The following is a 16945-nucleotide window of genomic DNA, read 5'->3' on the forward strand; positions in this document are numbered from 1 at the left end:
CGCAGAATATCACCGCGCACACCGTCTACCCTGGAAGCAGAACCGTATTCGCCCCCACTCCATGATGAGCAGGAGATACCCACACATGACATCATCCGCTGTTGAGCCCCGTCCAACGAACCCCGACGAGAACCTCGTCTGGGTTGATTGTGAGATGACCGGCCTGTATCCGGAGGTCGATGCACTGGTTGAAGTCGCGGTGTTGATCACCGATGCCGAGCTCAATGTTCTCGACGAGGGTATCGACATCGTGATCAAGCCCCCGCAGGCTGCGGTGGATCAGATGGTGGACTTTGTGCGCACCATGCACACCAACTCCGGGCTGATCGAGGAATGGGAACAGGGACTGAGCATCGAGGATGCCACCCAGCAGGTACTCGACTACATCAAGAAGCACTGCCCAAACCCGCGCACCGCGCTACTGTCGGGCAACACGATCGGTCAGGACAAGCTGTTCCTCAGCAAGGAGATGCCTGAAGTCATCGAGCACCTGCATTATCGCGTTGTGGATGTCTCCACCATCAAGGAACTCGCCCGGCGGTGGTACCCGGCAGCCAAGCGCCACTCCCCCGAAAAGACCGGCAATCACCGTGCCCTGGGTGACATCATCGACTCCATCAATGAATTGCGTTACTTCCGGGCAGCGGTCATGGTCGATGCTCCCGGACCCACAAATTCTGAGGCGCAGCGCATTCGCGAAAGCGTGGATTTCTACACCCAGTGAAACACCGATTCCGCGGATTGGTTCGTTCTTCAGAATCCGTGTATATTGGTATCCGCTGTCAAAGCGGCGAGACACCGAGAACCACCGCAAGGTGAGAACCGGGGATCGTCTCGCATGGTGGGTATAGCTCAGCTGGTAGAGCGTCTGGTTGTGGTCCAGAAGGTCGCGGGTTCAAGCCCCGTTACTCACCCCACACGGGTCAGGTGTGAACATGCAACCAAGGGTCCGCCCTTGGTTGCGGTTCGCGCTTGGCCCATTTTCTTCGCCTCGACGACCCAGCTCAGGGAGTCGTCGGAGTTCTCTCGCGCAGCGGCGTAGTGGCCCAGGTGCGCGGTGATCCGGTCTTGCTGCTTCTTGAGCAGGTCGGACGGGATGACTCCGGCATAGTGAGCTTGGAGCAGCTTGTGCTGCTCGCCTTCGAGTTGGGTTCTTCGTGTCGCCAGGTCAGTGAGTTCGATAAGGCGTTCAACCTCCTCGATGAGCATCGCCTGCCGGGTGCAATTTCTTCTGCCGCCGTGACGGATGGCGCAGATGAAGTAGGGCTAGGTCGTGCCCTGACTACTCTTGGCGGTGCACATCAGCAGCCGCGACCGGTACTGCCCGCAGAACACGGTGCCCTTCAAGTAGCACTCATGAACTTGCGTCGCATCCGCGGCCGAGCGGTGCGTGCCGAGGAGGGTGTACACCTGATCCCACACCTCGTTGGGGACGAGCGCCTCGTGCACTCCCGCGTTGGTGACGGAGCTCGCCGAAGCAGGGATCCCTGTGACAATAACGTGCCGGGCGCTCAAGCTCTCCCGCTAGCCCTACTACCGATGGCTGGCCGGCCCCATCACCGATAACGAGGTCGTGGAGGCGTACCGCGCGAACGCGCTGGACGAGGCGCACAAGGATGACCCCGAATTCGGGCACCGGCTCCTCTCCGACGATGCCCGTGACGCAGGTGAGGCGATGTCTGACCGGACCGCGTGGCGGATAACCTCCGCAAACGGCTGGTGGTCCGCGTTCGGGAAGAAGCGGGGACGTAACGGAAAGAAGCAGGGTCCGCCGCCGAAGCCCCGAACCAGCTCTGGCTCGTGGACATCACGTAGCACCGGACCGCGGAAGGCAAGCTCTACTGCTGCGCCATCAAGGACGCGTGCTCAGGCAGGATCGTGGGGTAATCGATCGACTCGGGAATGAAGTCCCGCCTGGCCGTTCAGGCGCTCGAGAATGCTGTCGCGATACGCGGCGACGTCGTCGGCTGCATCGTGCACAGCGACAGGGGCAGTCAATTTCAGAGCAGGAAGTTCCTGCGCCCTCTTGCCCTTCACCGCATGGTCGGGAGCCTGGGCAGAGTCGGATCGAACGGGGACTACGCCGTCAGGCGCGCCTAGGTCGTTTGACGCCGATCGAGTTCGAGACCATCATGAACACGACCGTCGCACTGGCGGCGTGACTAGAACCTGCCACCTAACCGTGCAGGCATTCCCTGCGGCGGAACACGGCGTCTCGATCGATCACTGCTTCGCCATCGGTGTTAGTCTGTCCGACCTTCCGCTGTTCGCCGCCGTTGACACGAAGGACCTGCGCGACGTCATCCCCTGGCTCAAGTCGGGGAAAGCTGGCCTCCACTGAGCTTGGGCGTTCATCAGTGCAAACGACCGGTAGCCGATCCCTGAGGTCTGTACACACCTGATTCGCCTGTGGAAAGTTTGGCTGCACAGTGGTCTTGTGACTGCGTACCGGGTCATCGGTTGTCAAGCGTCGCTTCTTCTGCTCAGGTAGCCGCAACCGCCAGTTTGATCGCCGCGGCAAGGTATTGCGCGGACGCGCCGACGCCGCTCTCGGCAACTTGTGCAGGAGTTCCAGCGGCAACGACTGCGCCGCCATCATCGCCGGCGCCGGGTCCGAGGTCGATGACGTAGTCGGCTGCTGCCACCACTCGCATGTCAAGTTCCACCGCGACGACGGTGTTTCCTGCGTCCACGAGGGTTTGCAGATGCGTCACGAGCCGGTCAGCGTCAGCGCAGTGCAGGCCCGAAGTTGGTTCGTCGAGAACATACAAGGTGTCCCCTCGTTGTGCGCGCTGTAGCTCGCTTGCGAGCTTCACGCGTTGTGCCTCACCTCCAGAGAGCTCGGTTGCCGGTTGTCCGAGTCGCAAGTATCCGAGACCCACGTCTGACAGTGCAGCTAGTGAGCGGGTGATGTCGTCTTCACCGTCAAAAAACGGGTGGGCTTCCTCAACGCTCATCGCGAGCACATCAGCGATGGTGCGCTCCCGCCAAGTGATCTCGAGGGTCGAGGCTTTGTACCGGGTCCCGTGACAGTCGGGGCATTCGGTGTACACGGATGGGAGGAAGAGTAGCTCGACCATCACGGACCCTTCGCCCTCACAGGTGGGGCAGCGGCCGCCGGAGACATTGAAGGAGAAACGGCCGGGCTTGTACCCACGCGAGCGAGCCTCGGGCGTCTCAGCGAAGCGTCGACGGACGTGGTCGAACAAGCCCGTATATGTTGCAATGTTCGATCGGGGGGTTCGGCCGATGGGCCGTTGATCGATGTTGACAACCCGCCGGATCCCTTCAAGAGAGCCGTCGAGGACGCCGTCCAGCCGCTCTGGGGTATCGGCAAGGAGCAGCTCGTCGCCGGTCGGTTCGTCCTCCGCCGCAATGCTCTGACCGAGGCGGTCACCGACGAGAGCCGGGAGGGCCTGGCTGACCAAGCTCGACTTGCCGGAACCCGAGACTCCGGTGACCGCGGTGAAAACACCCGTGGGAATGTCGATGGAGACGCCGTGCAGGTTGTTACGAGTCACGTCCTTCAAATGGAGCCACCCGCGCGGGTCGCGAGGGGTGTGCGAGGGCAGTCCATTGCCACCGAAGAGGTAGCCGCGTGTCACTGAGTCCTTGACGTCGGCAAGTCCAGCGGTAGGACCGCTGTAGAGAACGCGGCCGCCACGCTCGCCCGCGCCGGGGCCGATGTCTACGAGCCAGTCCGCGTGCCGCATGACATCGACGGAGTGTTCGACGACGAACAGGCTGTTTCCGCCTCTCTTGAGTCCGTCGAGGATCTTCAAGAGCGCTGTCACGTCTTGTGGGTGGAGGCCTGCGGATGGTTCATCGAGAACATAGACGACGCCGAACAGGTCGGAGCTGAGCTGTGTGGCGAGCCTGATTCGTTGCAACTCGCCACCCGACAGGGTCGGGGTGGTTCGACTTAACGACAGATACCCGAGGCCAAGATCGGTCAGTGGGCGGAGTCGCTCGATCAGCCCGGAAGCGAGCCGGGACGCAGCGGCGCGCTTCTCCGTGGCTGCGCGACGGGAATTGGGATGCGGCACAGCACCATTCGGAACGGTCTCGGCCTGTTGCGCTCCCGCAACAACGTCGGAGAGCATGTCAGCAAGCTCTCGAAGCGGCAACTGCGAGAACTCCGCGATGTCCAGGCCCTCGAACGTGACCGAGAGCGCTTCAGGCTTCAGCCGCTTCCCGTGACAGACCGGGCATAGGGCAGCCTCGAGGTACTGCGCGACACGACGCTTCATCGACGCGCTCTTCGAGTTCGCGAATGTGTCCAACACATACCGGCGGGCTCCGACGAAGGTGCCCGAGTAGCTCGGCTCGACCCCGGCCTTGGTCGCGGCACGAGCCTCAGCAAGAGTCAACCGCGAGTGGACCGGAACGGACGGGGTCTCATCCGTGTAAAGGATCCAGTCCCGGTCTTTTCGTGGCAGATCTTTCCATGGCACGTCAACGTCATAGCCGAGGGCCACCAACACGTCGCGGAGCTGGTGTCCGTGCCATGCCGTCGGCCAGGACGCGATCGCGCGCTCCCGGATCGTGAGCGACGGATCCGGCACCATCCGTTCCTCAGGCACCGCGTAGACACGACCAATGCCGTGACACTCCGGACAGGCCCCCTGCACCGTGTTCGCAGAAAAATCCTCCGCGTAGAGCATCGGCTGCCCATCCGGATAGTCCCCGGCGCGGGAGTACAGCATCCGCACGAGACTGGACACCGTGGTGATGCTTCCCACCGTGGACCGGGTACTGCGTCCTCCACGCTGCTGCTGCAACGCCACGGCCGGCGGCATCCCGGTGATGGAGTCAACATCGGGAACGCCCGCCTGGTCGATCAGACGGCGAGCGTACGGCGCCACCGACTCCAAATACCGACGTTGCGACTCCGCGTACAGCGTCCCAAACGCCAACGATGACTTCCCGGAACCCGACACACCCGTGAACACCACTAACGAGTCCCGCGGAACGGAGAGGTCCACATTCTGCAGGTTGTGTTCCCGAGCACCCGAGACCCGAACCTGCGCGTCGGCGGCGGGTGAAGAATCAGACGAAGTCATGACTGGATCATACTGGCCTGTGAGCAGCTTCGCTTTGTGTCGTCGTTTTCCCTGCGATCGGTGTCGGGTTAGGTGGTGCCGATGACGAGGGTGGTTTCGGTGAAGCGGACCCCTTCGAAGTGGATGCCGTCTCGTTGCGCGACGCTCGTGGTGGGGACGGTGAGCAAAAACCCGTCGAGCTGCGCGAGGGAGTCCGGCAGTCGTGGCAGCCACCCCTCTGCGACCACGCTTCACGTGGGCTCTCCCGGAGCTCGCGGTGGATGCGGGCGTGGTAGCGGCGGATGGACGTGTTGATGGTGCCGAAGAACCGCTCGATCTTCCCGCGGCCCTGGGGGCGAGCGACCTACGAGTGGATGATACGGAGGTGCAGTACGGCTGCTGTGTCGCCGATTCGGTGGCTAATGAAGTCGGGACCGTGGTCCGTGTAGAGCACGACCGGGGATCCCGCAGACGGGTCAGTCCGGCTCAGGCTTGTGCCAGATCGCGTTGGGACGATCCGCGCGACGTCGGAGCAGCAGCTAGTGCTTGTACCGGTACGACGTAGGCCCCTCGAGCGCGAACGTCACCATCTCGGGATCAAGACCGTTCACGATCGACTGCACAACGGAGTACGACGGCGATCGCAGTCCCCGCTCGGCGCAGTGGACGTCGACCTGATGATGAACGGTGGCGAAGGACGGACGCGGTTTGGTGAGGGCGAGCCCTTCAACCAGGTGGACCAGTTCCGGCGCCGTCCGCCGAACACCGCGGTGGGTGCGGGGCCATCGGCTCGCCCTCCTCGCGGGCCTGGTCCGTGAGGAGCCGGTGCCCGAACTCGGGGTCGTCGCGGTGCGAGTCGAACAGTACGTGGGCACGATACGCCTCCACAAGCTCAGCTTCATTGATCGGGTCGGCCAGCCACCGGTAATAGGGCTGGCGGGAGAGCTTGAGAATCCAGCACGTCACCGTCACGGGGATCACGCCCGCGGCGAGCTCTGTCACGAGCGGGCAGTACCTTTTCCCGGCAGATGCGCCTGTGCGAAATACGCTGCTGCACCCCGGAGCACCTCGTTCTCCTGCTCGAGGAGGTGGTTGCGTTTGCTCAGCTCACGGACCTCGTCGCTCTCCGCGCGAGTCACGCCAGGCTGCTCGCCATCCTCGACACGGCCGACGTCATCGCGGAACTCCTTAGGAAAGGGCTTGGGCATGATGACATCCTTCCACGCCAGCCCAACGAGCTAGCCAACTCAGATGTCACCTATCCGTGCAGCAGTCCCATGCGAGGCCCGAGTCCGCAACTGAGAATCCGCGAATTTGGATGAGGAAAAGTGCCACAACGCGGAGGTACATCCCCGCGCCAACGCTGTCGAGAGTGACGAGCGCCCTGCCATCGGGCGTTCTTGTTCGTTCGGGCAGGTGTACCGACGCGCCCCGCGACGCCTGACGACTCAGGAGCGCACTTCCTGGGTTCGTGTGCCTCGGCGGCTGGCTTCGAGGGCTGAGGTGAGCGTTCGAGCATCGTAGCTACCCAGCAACCGTCGGCCGTCTACGAAGAACGTCGGGGTGGCGTGCGCCCCGCTTGCATCGGCGCTTTCGAGATCCCGCTCCACACGGGCACGTTCGGCGGCACTATCGAGGTCAGCCGTGAACTGAGCGACATCCAGGCCCAGCTCTTCGGCGTAGCGGATCAGATCTTCGCGCTCGAGCGCATCTTGCCGCGTGAAGACGAAGTCCAGCCACGGCCAAAACATCCCCTGATTTGATGCCGCCTCCGACGCTCGTGCGGCTATGGGGCCGTGAGGGTGATGCGGCAGCTGGCGAACGACATACCGGAGATCGTCCCCGAACCGGCTGCGAAGGTCCTCCCAGGAACCCGTTGCGTGCGCGCAATAGGGGCATTCGAAGTCGATGTACTCGACGAGCGTGAGCTGGGCGTCCTCTGGTCCGCGGATGTGGTCGACTTCAGGATCAACGGGTGGTGTGAGCACCATCGGCAGATCTGCCGTCTCCTCTCCCCAGCGTTTCGCAGCAACCCGGAAAATCAGCCAACCAAGCGCGGTAGCGAGGACCATCGCGACCAACACGCCGACGGTCGCTTGCCGACCCAGGTCGGACGTCGAGCCGAACGCGAGGCCGATCACCAGGAGCGACACGGTGAACCCGATCGCCGAAAGCGCCGCGCCGCCAAACACGCTGCCCATCCCGACACCCTCGGGTAGCCGACCGGCTCCAAGCTTCACAGCAACGAAGGTGGCGAGACCGATGCCGAGAAGTTTGCCGAGCACGAGACCCACGATGACTCCCCACGTGACGGAGGACTGGAAGGAATCGACGAGCACGCCGCCGCGCAGGTCGACTCCAGCGTTCGCGAGTGCGAAGATCGGGACGATGACGAGCGCGGTCGGCATGCGCAAGACCTCGTGCATGCGTTCATTTACCGAGATACCTCCCGCCAAGCCTCGATCGACTGCGCGGGCCGATGCCGCGCTCGGCGACTGCCAGAAGTCGCGGAATAGCTGACGAGCCGCGACCACCTTGTGCCGACGCGTCGGGTAGGCGGGGATAAGGAGTCCTGCGACCATGCCTGCGAGGGAGGCGTGGACTCCGGAATTTATGGTCGCGAACCAGAGCACAATGACAATCAGCACGTACGGTGTTGCGCTCCATTGCCGCGAACGACCCAGAAGCCACAACCCGGCGAGGCAGGCAACTGCGATCAGCAGCGGAACGAGCCGGATCTCGTCGCTGTAGACAATGCCGATGATGGAGACGGCGAGGAAGTCATCGACGACGGTGAGCGTGAGTAGAAACACCCGCAACTGGCCGGAGAGTTTCGGGCCGACGATCGCGAGGGCACCCAACAGGAAAGCGGTGTCGGTACCGACCACCGCTCCCCATCCACCGAGCCCGTCGCCGCCCGCGGCGGCCACGATCAGGATGTAGAAAGCTGCGGGCACTGCCACGCCAGCGACGCCAGCGATCAACGCGAGACGCGCGCGGCTGGCGTCTCGGAGCGACCCATGCGCGAACTCCTGTCGCACCTCGAGGCCAACGACGAAGAAGAAGACCACCATGAGGCCGTCGTTGATCCAGTGGTGCAGGTTCATGTGCAGTCCGAACCCGCCGACATCGAACCCGATCTCGACGTCCCACAGCCCGAAATAGGCCTCAGAGAGTGGCGAGTTCGCCCAGAGCAAGGCGACCGCTGCGACGACCACCAAGAGCAGAGCCGAACCCGACTCCGTGCGAACCATTCGCCGAATATTGCGCCGTTCCCTCTGCTCACTGGTCATGCGGGAAGCTTATCGGCTTCGACTCTTCGCCGTCGAGTGTGGGTCATGCGAATAACCAGCCGCCGATGAGCAGCATGGGCAAGCGGTAGTTGTCGCGGTTGCGGAAGCCGCGGGCGATGCGTCGGTGGAGCTCGATGACGCCGTTGATGGCTTCGGTACCACCGTTGTTCGCTCCGGCAGTGTCGAAGTAGCCGAGGAACTCGCGCTGGCAGGTTCGTAGCGTCCGGCCGAGACGCGCGACTTCCGGGATCGGGCAGCTCGAGAACGAGGCGAGGACCCGGATGGCGAGCGAGTGTCCTTCGCAGTGGCTGGCCTGGTGGTAGCAGGCTCGCAATTGCTGTGCGCAGTGCCAGGCGACCTCGACAGCGAGGTGGCGTTCGTCGCCTGCGCGGGCGTCTTCGAGTTGGTCGTCGATGGCGTTTTTGTTCTCCCGCATCAGGCCCCTGTGCTGCGAGGAGCCCTGGTCGGCGCATCCCAGGCGGTGTGGATCTTGGAATCCGAGGATCTCAATGTGCGGCGCGAGCGAGGTCTGACCGCCCTCACAGAGATGTACGCACAGACGGACAAGTACTACGGCTTTCTCTGGAGCACGTCGCGGACAAGGGCGTCGGTGCTTCCGCGGGCTACCTTGCCGCCGCACTGCAGGCAGACACCAACGTGACTCCAATGTCATGTGTGTGTCGGCCAGAATCGCGGGTCACCCCCCTCGATTGGGAGACACGCCCTAGCTCTGGGGCTCGCCGAGGCGCGCTTCGGGCCTGAGCTCGGCGCGGAGACCGCCGCCGGTCGCAGCCCGGGCAAGAGCGCGACCCAGCGCAGGTGCCTGCTTAAACAGATTGTGACCGGCCACAAAAAGGACAGAGCCTGCCTCCCACACGGCCACGCCGTCGTCACTCCACGGGAGGTCGGTCACCCAGCAGTGAAGGAAGTCGCGCGGCTCTGGGTGGAGACCGGGCAGCGCCCGTGTCACGTATTCGCGTGCGCGTTCGTCCAGCGATCGAATCGCCGCCGGGTCGATGAAAGTTCCGTCGTCGCGGACGCCGACGGTGTCGCTGAGTCCGACCGAATAGCTGCTGTTGCCCGGTAGCGGCGTCGCGTAGACGCCGACTTCACCGAAGACGCCACTGCTGTCCTGCAGGCATGCGACTCGTGCCGGGGCGGCGACTTTCACGTCGAAGGTCAGCCTGACGTGTGCGGCAAGGCGAACCGGCAGCGACAGGCCGACGCTGCGTGCCAGGCGCGCGGTTTCGCGGCCAGCGCATACGACGACCTTGGAGTAAACAGCCCGGTCGGCGACACTGCGCACCTCGACCGTCCCGTCGGCGCGGGGATCGATGGAGATGACCTCACCGGTGGTGACCGCATCTCCGAGGGCACCCGTGAGTGCCGTGATGGCGGCTCGGGTACGGATCGCGCCGCCCGACTCGTCGAGCACCGCTGGCCCCGAGTACCCAGCAAGCAGCGGCATCCGCTGAGCGACCTCGGCCGCGTCGATCTCGTGCGCTTCCACGCCGCCGACCTGGTCGAGCACCCGCAACCGTTCCAGGGCGCTGTCTCCGATCGCCAGGACACCGTCTGATGAGACCAGCTCGACGTCGAAGTGTTCGGCCCACTCATCCCATACGCCGCGGCTTTCGCGCGCGAAAGCGACGAGTCGCGGGTCGTCGTGGGCATGCCGGAAGATGCGCGACTCGCCTGCGGACTGACCCGTCCCGGGCAGACCAGCCTCGTACAAGCGCACCGGCACGCCCTGCTCACGCAGCGCGTACGCCGTCGACAAACCGACGATCCCGCCCCCGATCACCGCTACCTCGGGTGAACGCGTCGTGGCAACGCCGTGGTCAGTTCCTGTCATCGCGGTTCCCCGATCTGTTGGTGATTAGCAATAGGTTGCAAGAGAAGGGGACGCTGCCACGACGGCAGCGGGCTGTGTTAGCCCGAAGTCACCGCGCGCAGCGTCCCCTCCTGTCTGGGCCAGTACTCCCGGTCTGTGGTGTCAGGCCGGGAGTTTGGAACCCAGGACGTCCAATTTCTCGATCGTCGGTTCGCTGAACAGTTTGCCGGTCTGCTCGCCGAGAGCGGCAGCGACTGCGCCGGACAGGTGCGCGTCGCGGCCGGCATCATCGGGGAACACGTCGAAGATCCCGAATGAGGACGGGCCGAGACGGATCGCAAACCACGCGGTGGTCGCCGGCTCTTCCTCAACAAGCGCACGGCCGCTGTCAAGGAACTCCTTCACGTCGTCCTCCTTGCCGGGCAACGCGTCAAACCTGACCAGCAATCCCTTGGTCACACTCATGATGTCTCCTCTTCCTTTGTTGTGGTGCCCGCGAGTTGGGACACGATCGCTTCGGAAAACGCCGGCAGGTCCTCCGGCGAGCGGCTGGTGATGAGATTCTTGTCGACCACGACCTCCTGGTCGACAACATTCGCGCCGGCATTGCGCAGATCCGTGCGGATGCTCGGGAAGGACGTCAGGGTGCGACCGGTGGCCACGCCGGCCTCGATCAACGTCCACGGTCCGTGACAGATCGCCGCCACGGGCTTGCCGCTTTCGACGAAGTCGCGGACGAAGGAAACGGCGTCCTTGTCGACCCGAAGTTGGTCGGGGTTCACCGTGCCGCCGGGAAGCAACAGGGCGTCGTAGTCGCCCACTGAGGCGTCGGCGATCAACCCGTCGACGGTGAACGTACCCGCTTCATCCAGGTCGTTCTTACGGGCCTTGATCTCGCCGTTGTGGATCGAGAGGACCTCGGTCTGAGCGCCGGCCCGTTCCAGTGCTTCGCGGGGTTGCTCAAGCTCGACGCGTTCGACTCCGTCGGCGGAGAGGATGGCGACTCTCTTGCCCTGTAGCGTCTCGGTCATATCAGTCCGCCTTCTTCTCGGTCGACATGCCGGGCTTGATGAGGACCTTGGTCCAACCCTTGGACCTGGCGTCGAAGTTCTTGTAGGCGTCGGCGGCTTGGTCCAGCGAGATTTCGTGGGAGACGATCCAGGAAGGGGTCGCCTTGCCGGCGGCGATCAAGTCTCGCAGCTGACGGTTGTACCGCTTGACCGGGGCTTGACCGTTGCCCATGGTCTGCCCCTTGAACCAGTGGGTGCCAAAGTCGATGGCCGCCTTGCCCTGCTTGGCGAGGTCATCTTTGGCTCCGGGGTCCTGGGGGACGAACACGCCGACGGTGCCGATTCGTCCGGTGAAGCGCACCGCGTTGATGAGCATGTTCAGCGTGGCGGCGATGTCCTCGTTGCCCTGGGGATCGTGGGCCTGGTAGCCCACGCATTCGCAACCACGGTCAGCTCCGAGCCCCATCGTCTCGTCAAGCACAGCCTGCACCGGGTCGACCTTGGAGTCGTCGATGGCAATCGCACCGATCTGTTCGGCTAGCGCGAGCCGGTCAGGGTGGCGATCGACCACCATCACCTTTGCTGCGCCCTTGATCGTCGCGGACAGGGCGGCCATCAATCCGACCGGACCCGCGCCAGCGATCACAACGCTGTCGCCGGGTACCACGCCGGCCATCTCGGTGGCGTGGTAGCCGGTAGGGAAGATGTCGGAGAGCATGACGTAGTCGTTCTCCTTCTCCTGCGCATCCTCGCCCAGGCGCAGCGCGTTGTGGTCGCCAAAGGGGACCCGAAGTAGCTCCGCTTGGCCTCCGCCGTAGGGGCCCATGTCCGCAAATCCGTATGCCGCACCGGCGGCGGCCGGGTCAGGCTGCGTGGTCAGGCAGTAATTCGTGAGGCCGCGCTCGCAGTTTTTGCAGAACCCGCAGGAAATATTGAAGGGCAGCACGACCCGGTCGCCCACCTTGACCTTCTCCACGCCACTACCGACTTCGATGACCTCCCCCATGTTCTCGTGGCCGAACGTGCGGCCTACTTCGAAGGAGGTGCGCCCCTCGTACATGTGGAGGTCCGAGCCGCAGATGTTGGTCGTCGTGACCCTGACCAGGACATCGGTGGGTCGCTCGATCTTCGCGTCCGGGACGTCTTTCGTGCTGACCTGACGAGGTCCCTCGTACACCACTGCTTTCATTTCTACTCCGATCCGATGGTGTTGCTCGTTGTCTTTCTGGCAAGGCCTCTCCGACGCCGGCCCCATCACTTGCCAGTGAACGCCCCCCAGGAATCACGTGTCAAGGGGCTCGCTTCGAGTTGATGTGTAGCGATCGAGCGGGGATAGTGCCCGGGTCCGCTGCTCGATCCCAGGGCATAGGCTCTGTACACGCTTGCGGTGGTCGCGCCATTCGTCCTTGTGCTCGGTATCAGGCTCTTCGCATTTGAGGGGGTAGATCAGGGTTGGGGCCGAGGGCGGGCGTGGCGGGCCGTGGATAGAGGTCGAGGCCTTCCGATGATGGAAGTTCCTACACTCACCATCCGAAAGACCTAGACCTGTCCCAGCAAAGGTTCTCTGCCCCTGACCTGAGCGCATTCTGCCGAGTCGACGAACTCGGCCTCGAAGCCACCGGCCAGCACCTCAGCTCAGATAGGGCTGTGCTGGAATGCCGACGAGTTCAGCGGGATCCGTGGTGTCACCACTGCGGAGGACAGGCCAGCTCACGAGGCACCAGTGCCCGGCGTCTGGCTTATGAGCCCTTCGGTCACCGGCCCACCACTTTGTGAGTCCGGGTGCGCGGCTATCACTGCCCACATGGCGGGCATTAGTGGCGCGAAGACCTCGCTAGGGCGGCTCATCCACGATCGAAGCTTTCGCACCGGGTGACTCGGTGGGCGTGGGAAGCGATCGTGATCGATCTCCTTTCTATCTCCCCCAGCTGCTGCAGGGTTGGGAGTCGCATGGCGTACCGTTCTGGTACCGGGCCAGCCCGGTTACTGGACATGGTTGAGGGACGATCCAAGCGGTGTTCAAATCATGGCTGGCTCAACGCCCCACCTCGTGGCGGAAACGAGTAGACACGATCGCGATGGATGGATTCTCAGGATTCAAAACTGCTGCTGCTGAGGAGGTGTCCCCTGCAACAGCGGTGATGGACCCCTTACATGTCGTTGAACTTGCCGGTCATGCTTTGGTCGAGTATCGACGCCGGATCCAACGCGAGACGCTGACACGTCGTGGGCGCTCTGGAGATCCGCTCGATGGCGCCCGTCGTACCTTGCATACCGGAGAATCTCTACTGACTGAGAAGCAACGCAACAGGCTGGAGGCACTATTCATTGAGGACCGTCACGATCAACTCGAAACGACGTGGGGGATTTATCAACGATTGATCGCTGCTTATCGGCATCCCGAATCTAAGCATCCAGGCTCGTTGATGAAGAAGCTGATCGTTGATATCACCGCTGGTGGTCCTCAGGCGCTGATAGAGATTCGTCAGTTAGGTCGTACGCTGAAACACCGAGCGGTTGACGTTCTGGCGGATTTTAATCGTCCTGGCACCAGCAACGGGCCTACCGAAACGATCCATGCTCGTCTCAAGCATCTGCGTGGTAGAACTCTGGGATTCAAGAATCTGAGGAACTACATCGCTCAGAGTGTGTTACTAACCGGGGGACTCAGACCCCCAGCTACACGCTTAAATGCAAAGAGCCAGAAAACACCGTCACTGCGTGGATGCCGTACCTCTCAGCAAGCGCCTGGACACTCATCCCGGCCAGGTAGGCGCCGTCGAGGGCGTCCACCTCGGCGGCGGTGAGAAAAGTTTGAGCCGTCTCGACAGTGTTCACAACGGGGCCACGATCGTCCTTCGGAGCGGTACTCTGGGGACGTTGGGAGACCGCGTAGACCCCGCGGTCTAGCCGGTTGACCAGGGTTTTTTGTCTTGCGGGCGAAGTTGCCAGACGTGCTATCCAGGCACCCCGAAGAGAAACGTTGTCCCCGAGCAAGAAGCTCGGGGACAACGTTCTTTGTGTTCATTCAGAGGAATCTGCCATCTCAAGCGCTTCGCTTGTCGAAGCCATCACGGTCGAACGCGGGCGCAAACCTTTGTCTCCAGTACCCGTCCCCTGTAGGGCCGGGTTTCCCTTTGCCACGATTAGTTCCATGACGATAATGGGCCCTTCTAGCGACTCTGGCTATTGGCGACAGCATGGCTTGAAGAGTCCCCTACGAACAACCACGAAATCAGGAGAACGCGGTGCGCACTAGGTCTGAGATTTTCGCCAGGGTCGCCTCATCCATGTCGTCCAGGAACCAGGCCGACGGCTTGAGTAGAGTGTCGGGCTCACGCTCAACCGTGGCCTTCTCGGAAATTCCGAAGGACATCACGCCGTCATCGAGTCGGAAGAACACCAGCACCGGGGTGCTGCGTCCTGTAGCGTAGCCCGGCATCCCGTACCAGATTCGCGGCTTCACCTTCGGCCCGGCGGACAGGATCGTCGCGTGGAGTTGAGCGCCGATCGAGGCGAAGGGTTCGGGCCATCCGGCAATCTTCTTCAGAACGGCCTGCTGATCCTTCTGATCTTTGCTCGATGAGTCTTTCGTGGTCGCGGACATCTCGTCCCGCCCTTCTCTCGCGCCGCATTCGCGGCAGGGTGTACACAACGGACCCCGGGTCTCGGGGCCGGTTGCGCAATCTCCGTCGCAGACGTGTCCTGGCCGGGGCCAGTCCCCTCCGCGAATGTGTCAGACGAGCACTTCGTCATCGACTGCGCGAGGGCACGGTAGGTGCCGTTGCCCAGCCTAGCAAAACGATGGAGTACTGGCGCGTGAGATACTGCTGGCATGGGTGAGCGCAACACCGTGGTTACGGTCTTAATCGTCATTGTCGCTGTCGTCGTAGCCTGGTGGCTGGTTGGCTTTTTGTGGAGTGCACTGTGGGCGGTGGTCCGACTCGTCTTCGTCGCCATTGTCGCGGTGGTGCTCTACGTGCTCATCAAGAGAGCACTCGATCGTTCCTCCGCGCGCGACTGACCAGGCCAGTCCACCGCCCACTCAGGTGCGGTGATGAGAGGGTTTAGTGCACTGCGGAGCCAACCCCTGAGCTTCCTTCCGGTCCATCGGAGTCGTTCAGACGCTTACTCGGGACACGGCCCGTAAGCGTACGGCTGGAGCCGATCACGTCGCCGGCTTTCCAATCTGCCCATCCGGGCCGACCAGCCATGAACTTCTCCACCTCGTCGTGCCCAGCGTTGAGTTGCGGGTCGTTCTCGAGGTAGTGCTTGGTCTCCCTTGCAACCAGCCCGGAGAGGACGATGAGTCCGATCAGGTTCGGCAGGGCCATCAGGCCGTTAGCGATATCGGAGAAGGTCCAGACCGCAACCAGCTCCACGGTGCAGCCAAAGTAGACGACAACCGAGAAGATGACACGGAACGGCATCACACCGCGGCGACCGAAGAGGCGCTCCACATTGCGCTCACCGTAGTAGGACCAGCCGATGATGGTGGTGGAGGCGAACAGCAGCACGCAGATCGACACCAGCCAGAATCCGGAAGTACCCGGGAGCACAGTATTGAATGCCTCGCCGACCATCAGGGCCGGACTGATCTGATTCCCGTCGGCGTCGGGGGTCTGCCAAACGCCGGTCACCACCAGCATGACGCCAGTGAAACTCACCATAATGATGGTGTCGATGAAGGTCTGTGTCATCTGGACCAGGCCCTGCTGAGTCGGGTGGCTGGTCTTGGCTGCCGCCGCGGCCATCGCTGCGGATCCGAGACCGGACTCGTTAGAGAACAGTCCACGTGCCACACCCGTCTGGACGATCAGCATCACGGCGGCGCCGGCGAACCCGCCAACAGCGGACGTTCCGGTAAAGGCGTCAGTGAAAATGGTGACGAAAGCTGCCGGGATGGCGTCGAAGTGGAAGATCAGAACAATGGTCTGAGCCACCAGGTACAGCACCACCATGGCGGGGACGATACTGGCGCTCACACGGCCGATGGACTTGATGCCGCCCACCAGCACAATCAGGGTGAACAGTGCCAACAGCACACCGGTGAGCCAGTGCGGCATCGACCACGTGTTGTTGAGGTTCTCCGCGATGGAATTGCCCTGGGTCATATTGCCAATGCCGAAGCAGGCGATGACGGCGAAGATCGCGAAGGATAAGCCGAGAATCTTCCCGAAGGGCCCCTTGATACCGCGTTCAAGGTAGTACTGCGGTCCGCCCGATTTCTCGCCCTTGGAATCGGTGGTACGGAAGCGGACGGCGAGGAAGCACTCGGCGTATTTGGTGGCCATGCCTAAGATTCCGGTGACCCACATCCAGACCAGAGCACCGGGACCACCGATCGCGATCGCGGTAGAAACACCCACAATGTTGCCGGTGCCGACGGTTGCGGCCATTGCGGTGGCCAGCGCCTGGAACTGGGAGATATCGCCTGCGTCGTCGTCGGCACCCTTGCGCTTCAACACGGCCAGTTTGAGTGCTTTTCCAAGCTTGCGGAACTGCAACCCGCGCAACCGGAAGGTCAAGTACAGACCGGTACCGACCAATAGCGGGATGAGAAAGAACATGCCCCAGATATAAGAGCTCACGTTGTCCAGGTAAGCCTGGACCTGTGGGGAAACCATGATGCCTCCGAGCGTGGAGGGGCCTCGCGGAAACGAGGACCCGGTGTCAGTGATGGTCGTCATACTAACGGGGTCGCATACTCGGGCACAGGACATCCCAGCGTGTCTGCATCACGGCAACAGAATCTTCACCGCGCCG

At 62.8% G+C, this 16945-nt stretch carries 17 protein-coding genes, 1 tRNA gene and 2 pseudogenes; 5 read left to right on the top strand and 15 right to left on the bottom strand.

Annotated features, from left to right (window positions below; all coding sequences use genetic code 11):
- Positions 1-85: 85 nt before the first annotated feature.
- On the top strand, positions 86-724 hold the full coding sequence (orn, locus tag O1A05_RS11775) for an oligoribonuclease (RefSeq protein ID WP_270105397.1): 639 nt from the start codon (positions 86-88) through the stop codon (positions 722-724).
- Positions 725-841: 117 nt separating this feature from the next.
- Positions 842-917 (top strand) — tRNA-His (locus O1A05_RS11780).
- Here O1A05_RS11780 and O1A05_RS11785 read toward each other — a convergent pair.
- The gene (locus O1A05_RS11785) at positions 910-1209 is read right to left on the bottom strand and encodes a hypothetical protein (protein WP_270105398.1); all 300 of its coding nucleotides are present in this window, start codon (positions 1207-1209) and stop codon (positions 910-912) included. The genes O1A05_RS11780 and O1A05_RS11785 overlap by 8 nt on opposite strands.
- Positions 1210-1266: 57 nt before the next feature.
- Positions 1267-1515, bottom strand: a complete 249-nt coding sequence (locus O1A05_RS11790; RefSeq protein WP_270105399.1) for a hypothetical protein — start codon at positions 1513-1515, stop codon at positions 1267-1269.
- A 667-nt stretch (positions 1516-2182) separates the two neighbouring features.
- On the opposite strand from O1A05_RS11790, the gene O1A05_RS11795 reads away from it, so the two are divergent.
- The gene (locus O1A05_RS11795; protein WP_270105400.1) at positions 2183-2341 is read left to right on the top strand and encodes a hypothetical protein; all 159 of its coding nucleotides are present in this window, start codon (positions 2183-2185) and stop codon (positions 2339-2341) included.
- Positions 2342-2483: 142 nt separating this feature from the next.
- Here O1A05_RS11795 and O1A05_RS11800 read toward each other — a convergent pair whose 3' ends face one another.
- The 10 genes and pseudogenes from O1A05_RS11800 to O1A05_RS11845 form a co-directional block, all read right to left on the bottom strand.
- Positions 2484-5063, bottom strand: a complete 2580-nt coding sequence (locus O1A05_RS11800; RefSeq protein ID WP_270105401.1) for an excinuclease ABC subunit UvrA — start codon at positions 5061-5063, stop codon at positions 2484-2486.
- A gap of 68 nt (positions 5064-5131) precedes the next feature.
- On the bottom strand, positions 5132-5290 hold the full coding sequence (locus tag O1A05_RS11805; protein ID WP_270105403.1) for a hypothetical protein: 159 nt from the start codon (positions 5288-5290) through the stop codon (positions 5132-5134).
- A 478-nt stretch (positions 5291-5768) separates the two neighbouring features.
- The gene (locus O1A05_RS11810; protein WP_270105404.1) at positions 5769-6044 is read right to left on the bottom strand and encodes a hypothetical protein; all 276 of its coding nucleotides are present in this window, start codon (positions 6042-6044) and stop codon (positions 5769-5771) included.
- Positions 6041-6250 (bottom strand): hypothetical protein, encoded by a 210-nt coding sequence (locus O1A05_RS11815; protein ID WP_270105405.1) that lies wholly within the window; start codon positions 6248-6250, stop codon positions 6041-6043. Before O1A05_RS11815 ends, O1A05_RS11810 begins: the two co-directional genes overlap by 4 nt.
- A gap of 240 nt (positions 6251-6490) precedes the next feature.
- Positions 6491-8335, bottom strand: coding sequence for a Na+/H+ antiporter NhaA (gene nhaA / locus O1A05_RS11820; RefSeq protein WP_270105406.1), 1845 nt, complete (start codon positions 8333-8335; stop codon positions 6491-6493).
- Between the two features lie 43 nt (positions 8336-8378).
- Positions 8379-8741 (bottom strand): annotated as a pseudogene (locus tag O1A05_RS11825) (ISL3 family transposase); the annotation flags it as partial.
- 318 nt (positions 8742-9059) lie between these two features.
- The gene (locus O1A05_RS11830) at positions 9060-10190 is read right to left on the bottom strand and encodes an NAD(P)/FAD-dependent oxidoreductase (protein ID WP_270105407.1); all 1131 of its coding nucleotides are present in this window, start codon (positions 10188-10190) and stop codon (positions 9060-9062) included.
- A 141-nt stretch (positions 10191-10331) separates the two neighbouring features.
- Entirely contained in the window at positions 10332-10634 is a 303-nt protein-coding gene (locus O1A05_RS11835; RefSeq protein ID WP_260073655.1) for a putative quinol monooxygenase, read from the bottom strand.
- Entirely contained in the window at positions 10631-11200 is a 570-nt protein-coding gene (locus O1A05_RS11840; RefSeq protein WP_270105408.1) for a type 1 glutamine amidotransferase domain-containing protein, read from the bottom strand. Before O1A05_RS11840 ends, O1A05_RS11835 begins: the two co-directional genes overlap by 4 nt.
- 1 nt (position 11201) lies before the next feature.
- Complete coding sequence (locus tag O1A05_RS11845) at positions 11202-12368, bottom strand: glutathione-independent formaldehyde dehydrogenase (RefSeq protein WP_270105409.1); 1167 nt, start codon at positions 12366-12368, stop codon at positions 11202-11204.
- A 356-nt stretch (positions 12369-12724) separates the two neighbouring features.
- On the opposite strand from O1A05_RS11845, the pseudogene O1A05_RS11850 reads away from it, so the two are divergent.
- Positions 12725-13854, top strand: a pseudogene (locus O1A05_RS11850) (transposase); the annotation flags it as partial.
- A gap of 4 nt (positions 13855-13858) precedes the next feature.
- Here the strand turns inward: O1A05_RS11850 and O1A05_RS11855 are convergent.
- Both O1A05_RS11855 and O1A05_RS11860 read right to left on the bottom strand, forming a co-directional pair.
- Complete coding sequence (locus tag O1A05_RS11855; protein WP_270105410.1) at positions 13859-14017, bottom strand: hypothetical protein; 159 nt, start codon at positions 14015-14017, stop codon at positions 13859-13861.
- Positions 14018-14414: 397 nt separating this feature from the next.
- The gene (locus tag O1A05_RS11860; RefSeq protein ID WP_270105411.1) at positions 14415-14786 is read right to left on the bottom strand and encodes a DUF1801 domain-containing protein; all 372 of its coding nucleotides are present in this window, start codon (positions 14784-14786) and stop codon (positions 14415-14417) included.
- Between the two features lie 228 nt (positions 14787-15014).
- Here O1A05_RS11860 and O1A05_RS11865 point away from each other — a divergent pair, with 228 nt between their 5' ends.
- A complete protein-coding gene (locus O1A05_RS11865) occupies positions 15015-15203 on the top strand; it encodes a hypothetical protein (protein ID WP_270105412.1) in 189 nt (62 codons plus the stop codon).
- Between the two features lie 43 nt (positions 15204-15246).
- Here the strand turns inward: O1A05_RS11865 and O1A05_RS11870 are convergent, their stop codons facing one another.
- Entirely contained in the window at positions 15247-16806 is a 1560-nt protein-coding gene (locus O1A05_RS11870; protein ID WP_270107584.1) for an alanine/glycine:cation symporter family protein, read from the bottom strand.
- Positions 16807-16945 lie beyond the last annotated feature (139 nt).

The organism is Citricoccus sp. NR2 (assembly GCF_027594385.1).
Lineage (GTDB): Bacteria > Actinomycetota > Actinomycetes > Actinomycetales > Micrococcaceae > CmP2.

What these genes read in the sequence shown, in the direction of transcription:
- orn (WP_270105397.1), top strand. Translation starts at nt 86, where the DNA reads ATGACATCATCCGCTGTTGAGCCCCGTCCAACGAACCCCGACGAGAAC.
- O1A05_RS11785 (WP_270105398.1), bottom strand. Translation starts at nt 1,209, where the DNA reads ATGCTCATCGAGGAGGTTGAACGCCTTATCGAACTCACTGACCTGGCG.
- O1A05_RS11800 (WP_270105401.1), bottom strand. Translation starts at nt 5,063, where the DNA reads ATGACTTCGTCTGATTCTTCACCCGCCGCCGACGCGCAGGTTCGGGTC.
- O1A05_RS11815 (WP_270105405.1), bottom strand. Translation starts at nt 6,250, where the DNA reads ATGCCCAAGCCCTTTCCTAAGGAGTTCCGCGATGACGTCGGCCGTGTC.
- nhaA (WP_270105406.1), bottom strand. Translation starts at nt 8,335, where the DNA reads ATGACCAGTGAGCAGAGGGAACGGCGCAATATTCGGCGAATGGTTCGC.
- O1A05_RS11830 (WP_270105407.1), bottom strand. Translation starts at nt 10,190, where the DNA reads ATGACAGGAACTGACCACGGCGTTGCCACGACGCGTTCACCCGAGGTA.
- O1A05_RS11835 (WP_260073655.1), bottom strand. Translation starts at nt 10,634, where the DNA reads ATGAGTGTGACCAAGGGATTGCTGGTCAGGTTTGACGCGTTGCCCGGC.
- O1A05_RS11840 (WP_270105408.1), bottom strand. Translation starts at nt 11,200, where the DNA reads ATGACCGAGACGCTACAGGGCAAGAGAGTCGCCATCCTCTCCGCCGAC.
- O1A05_RS11845 (WP_270105409.1), bottom strand. Translation starts at nt 12,368, where the DNA reads ATGAAAGCAGTGGTGTACGAGGGACCTCGTCAGGTCAGCACGAAAGAC.
- O1A05_RS11860 (WP_270105411.1), bottom strand. Translation starts at nt 14,786, where the DNA reads ATGTCCGCGACCACGAAAGACTCATCGAGCAAAGATCAGAAGGATCAG.
- O1A05_RS11865 (WP_270105412.1), top strand. Translation starts at nt 15,015, where the DNA reads ATGGGTGAGCGCAACACCGTGGTTACGGTCTTAATCGTCATTGTCGCT.
- O1A05_RS11870 (WP_270107584.1), bottom strand. Translation starts at nt 16,806, where the DNA reads ATGGTTTCCCCACAGGTCCAGGCTTACCTGGACAACGTGAGCTCTTAT.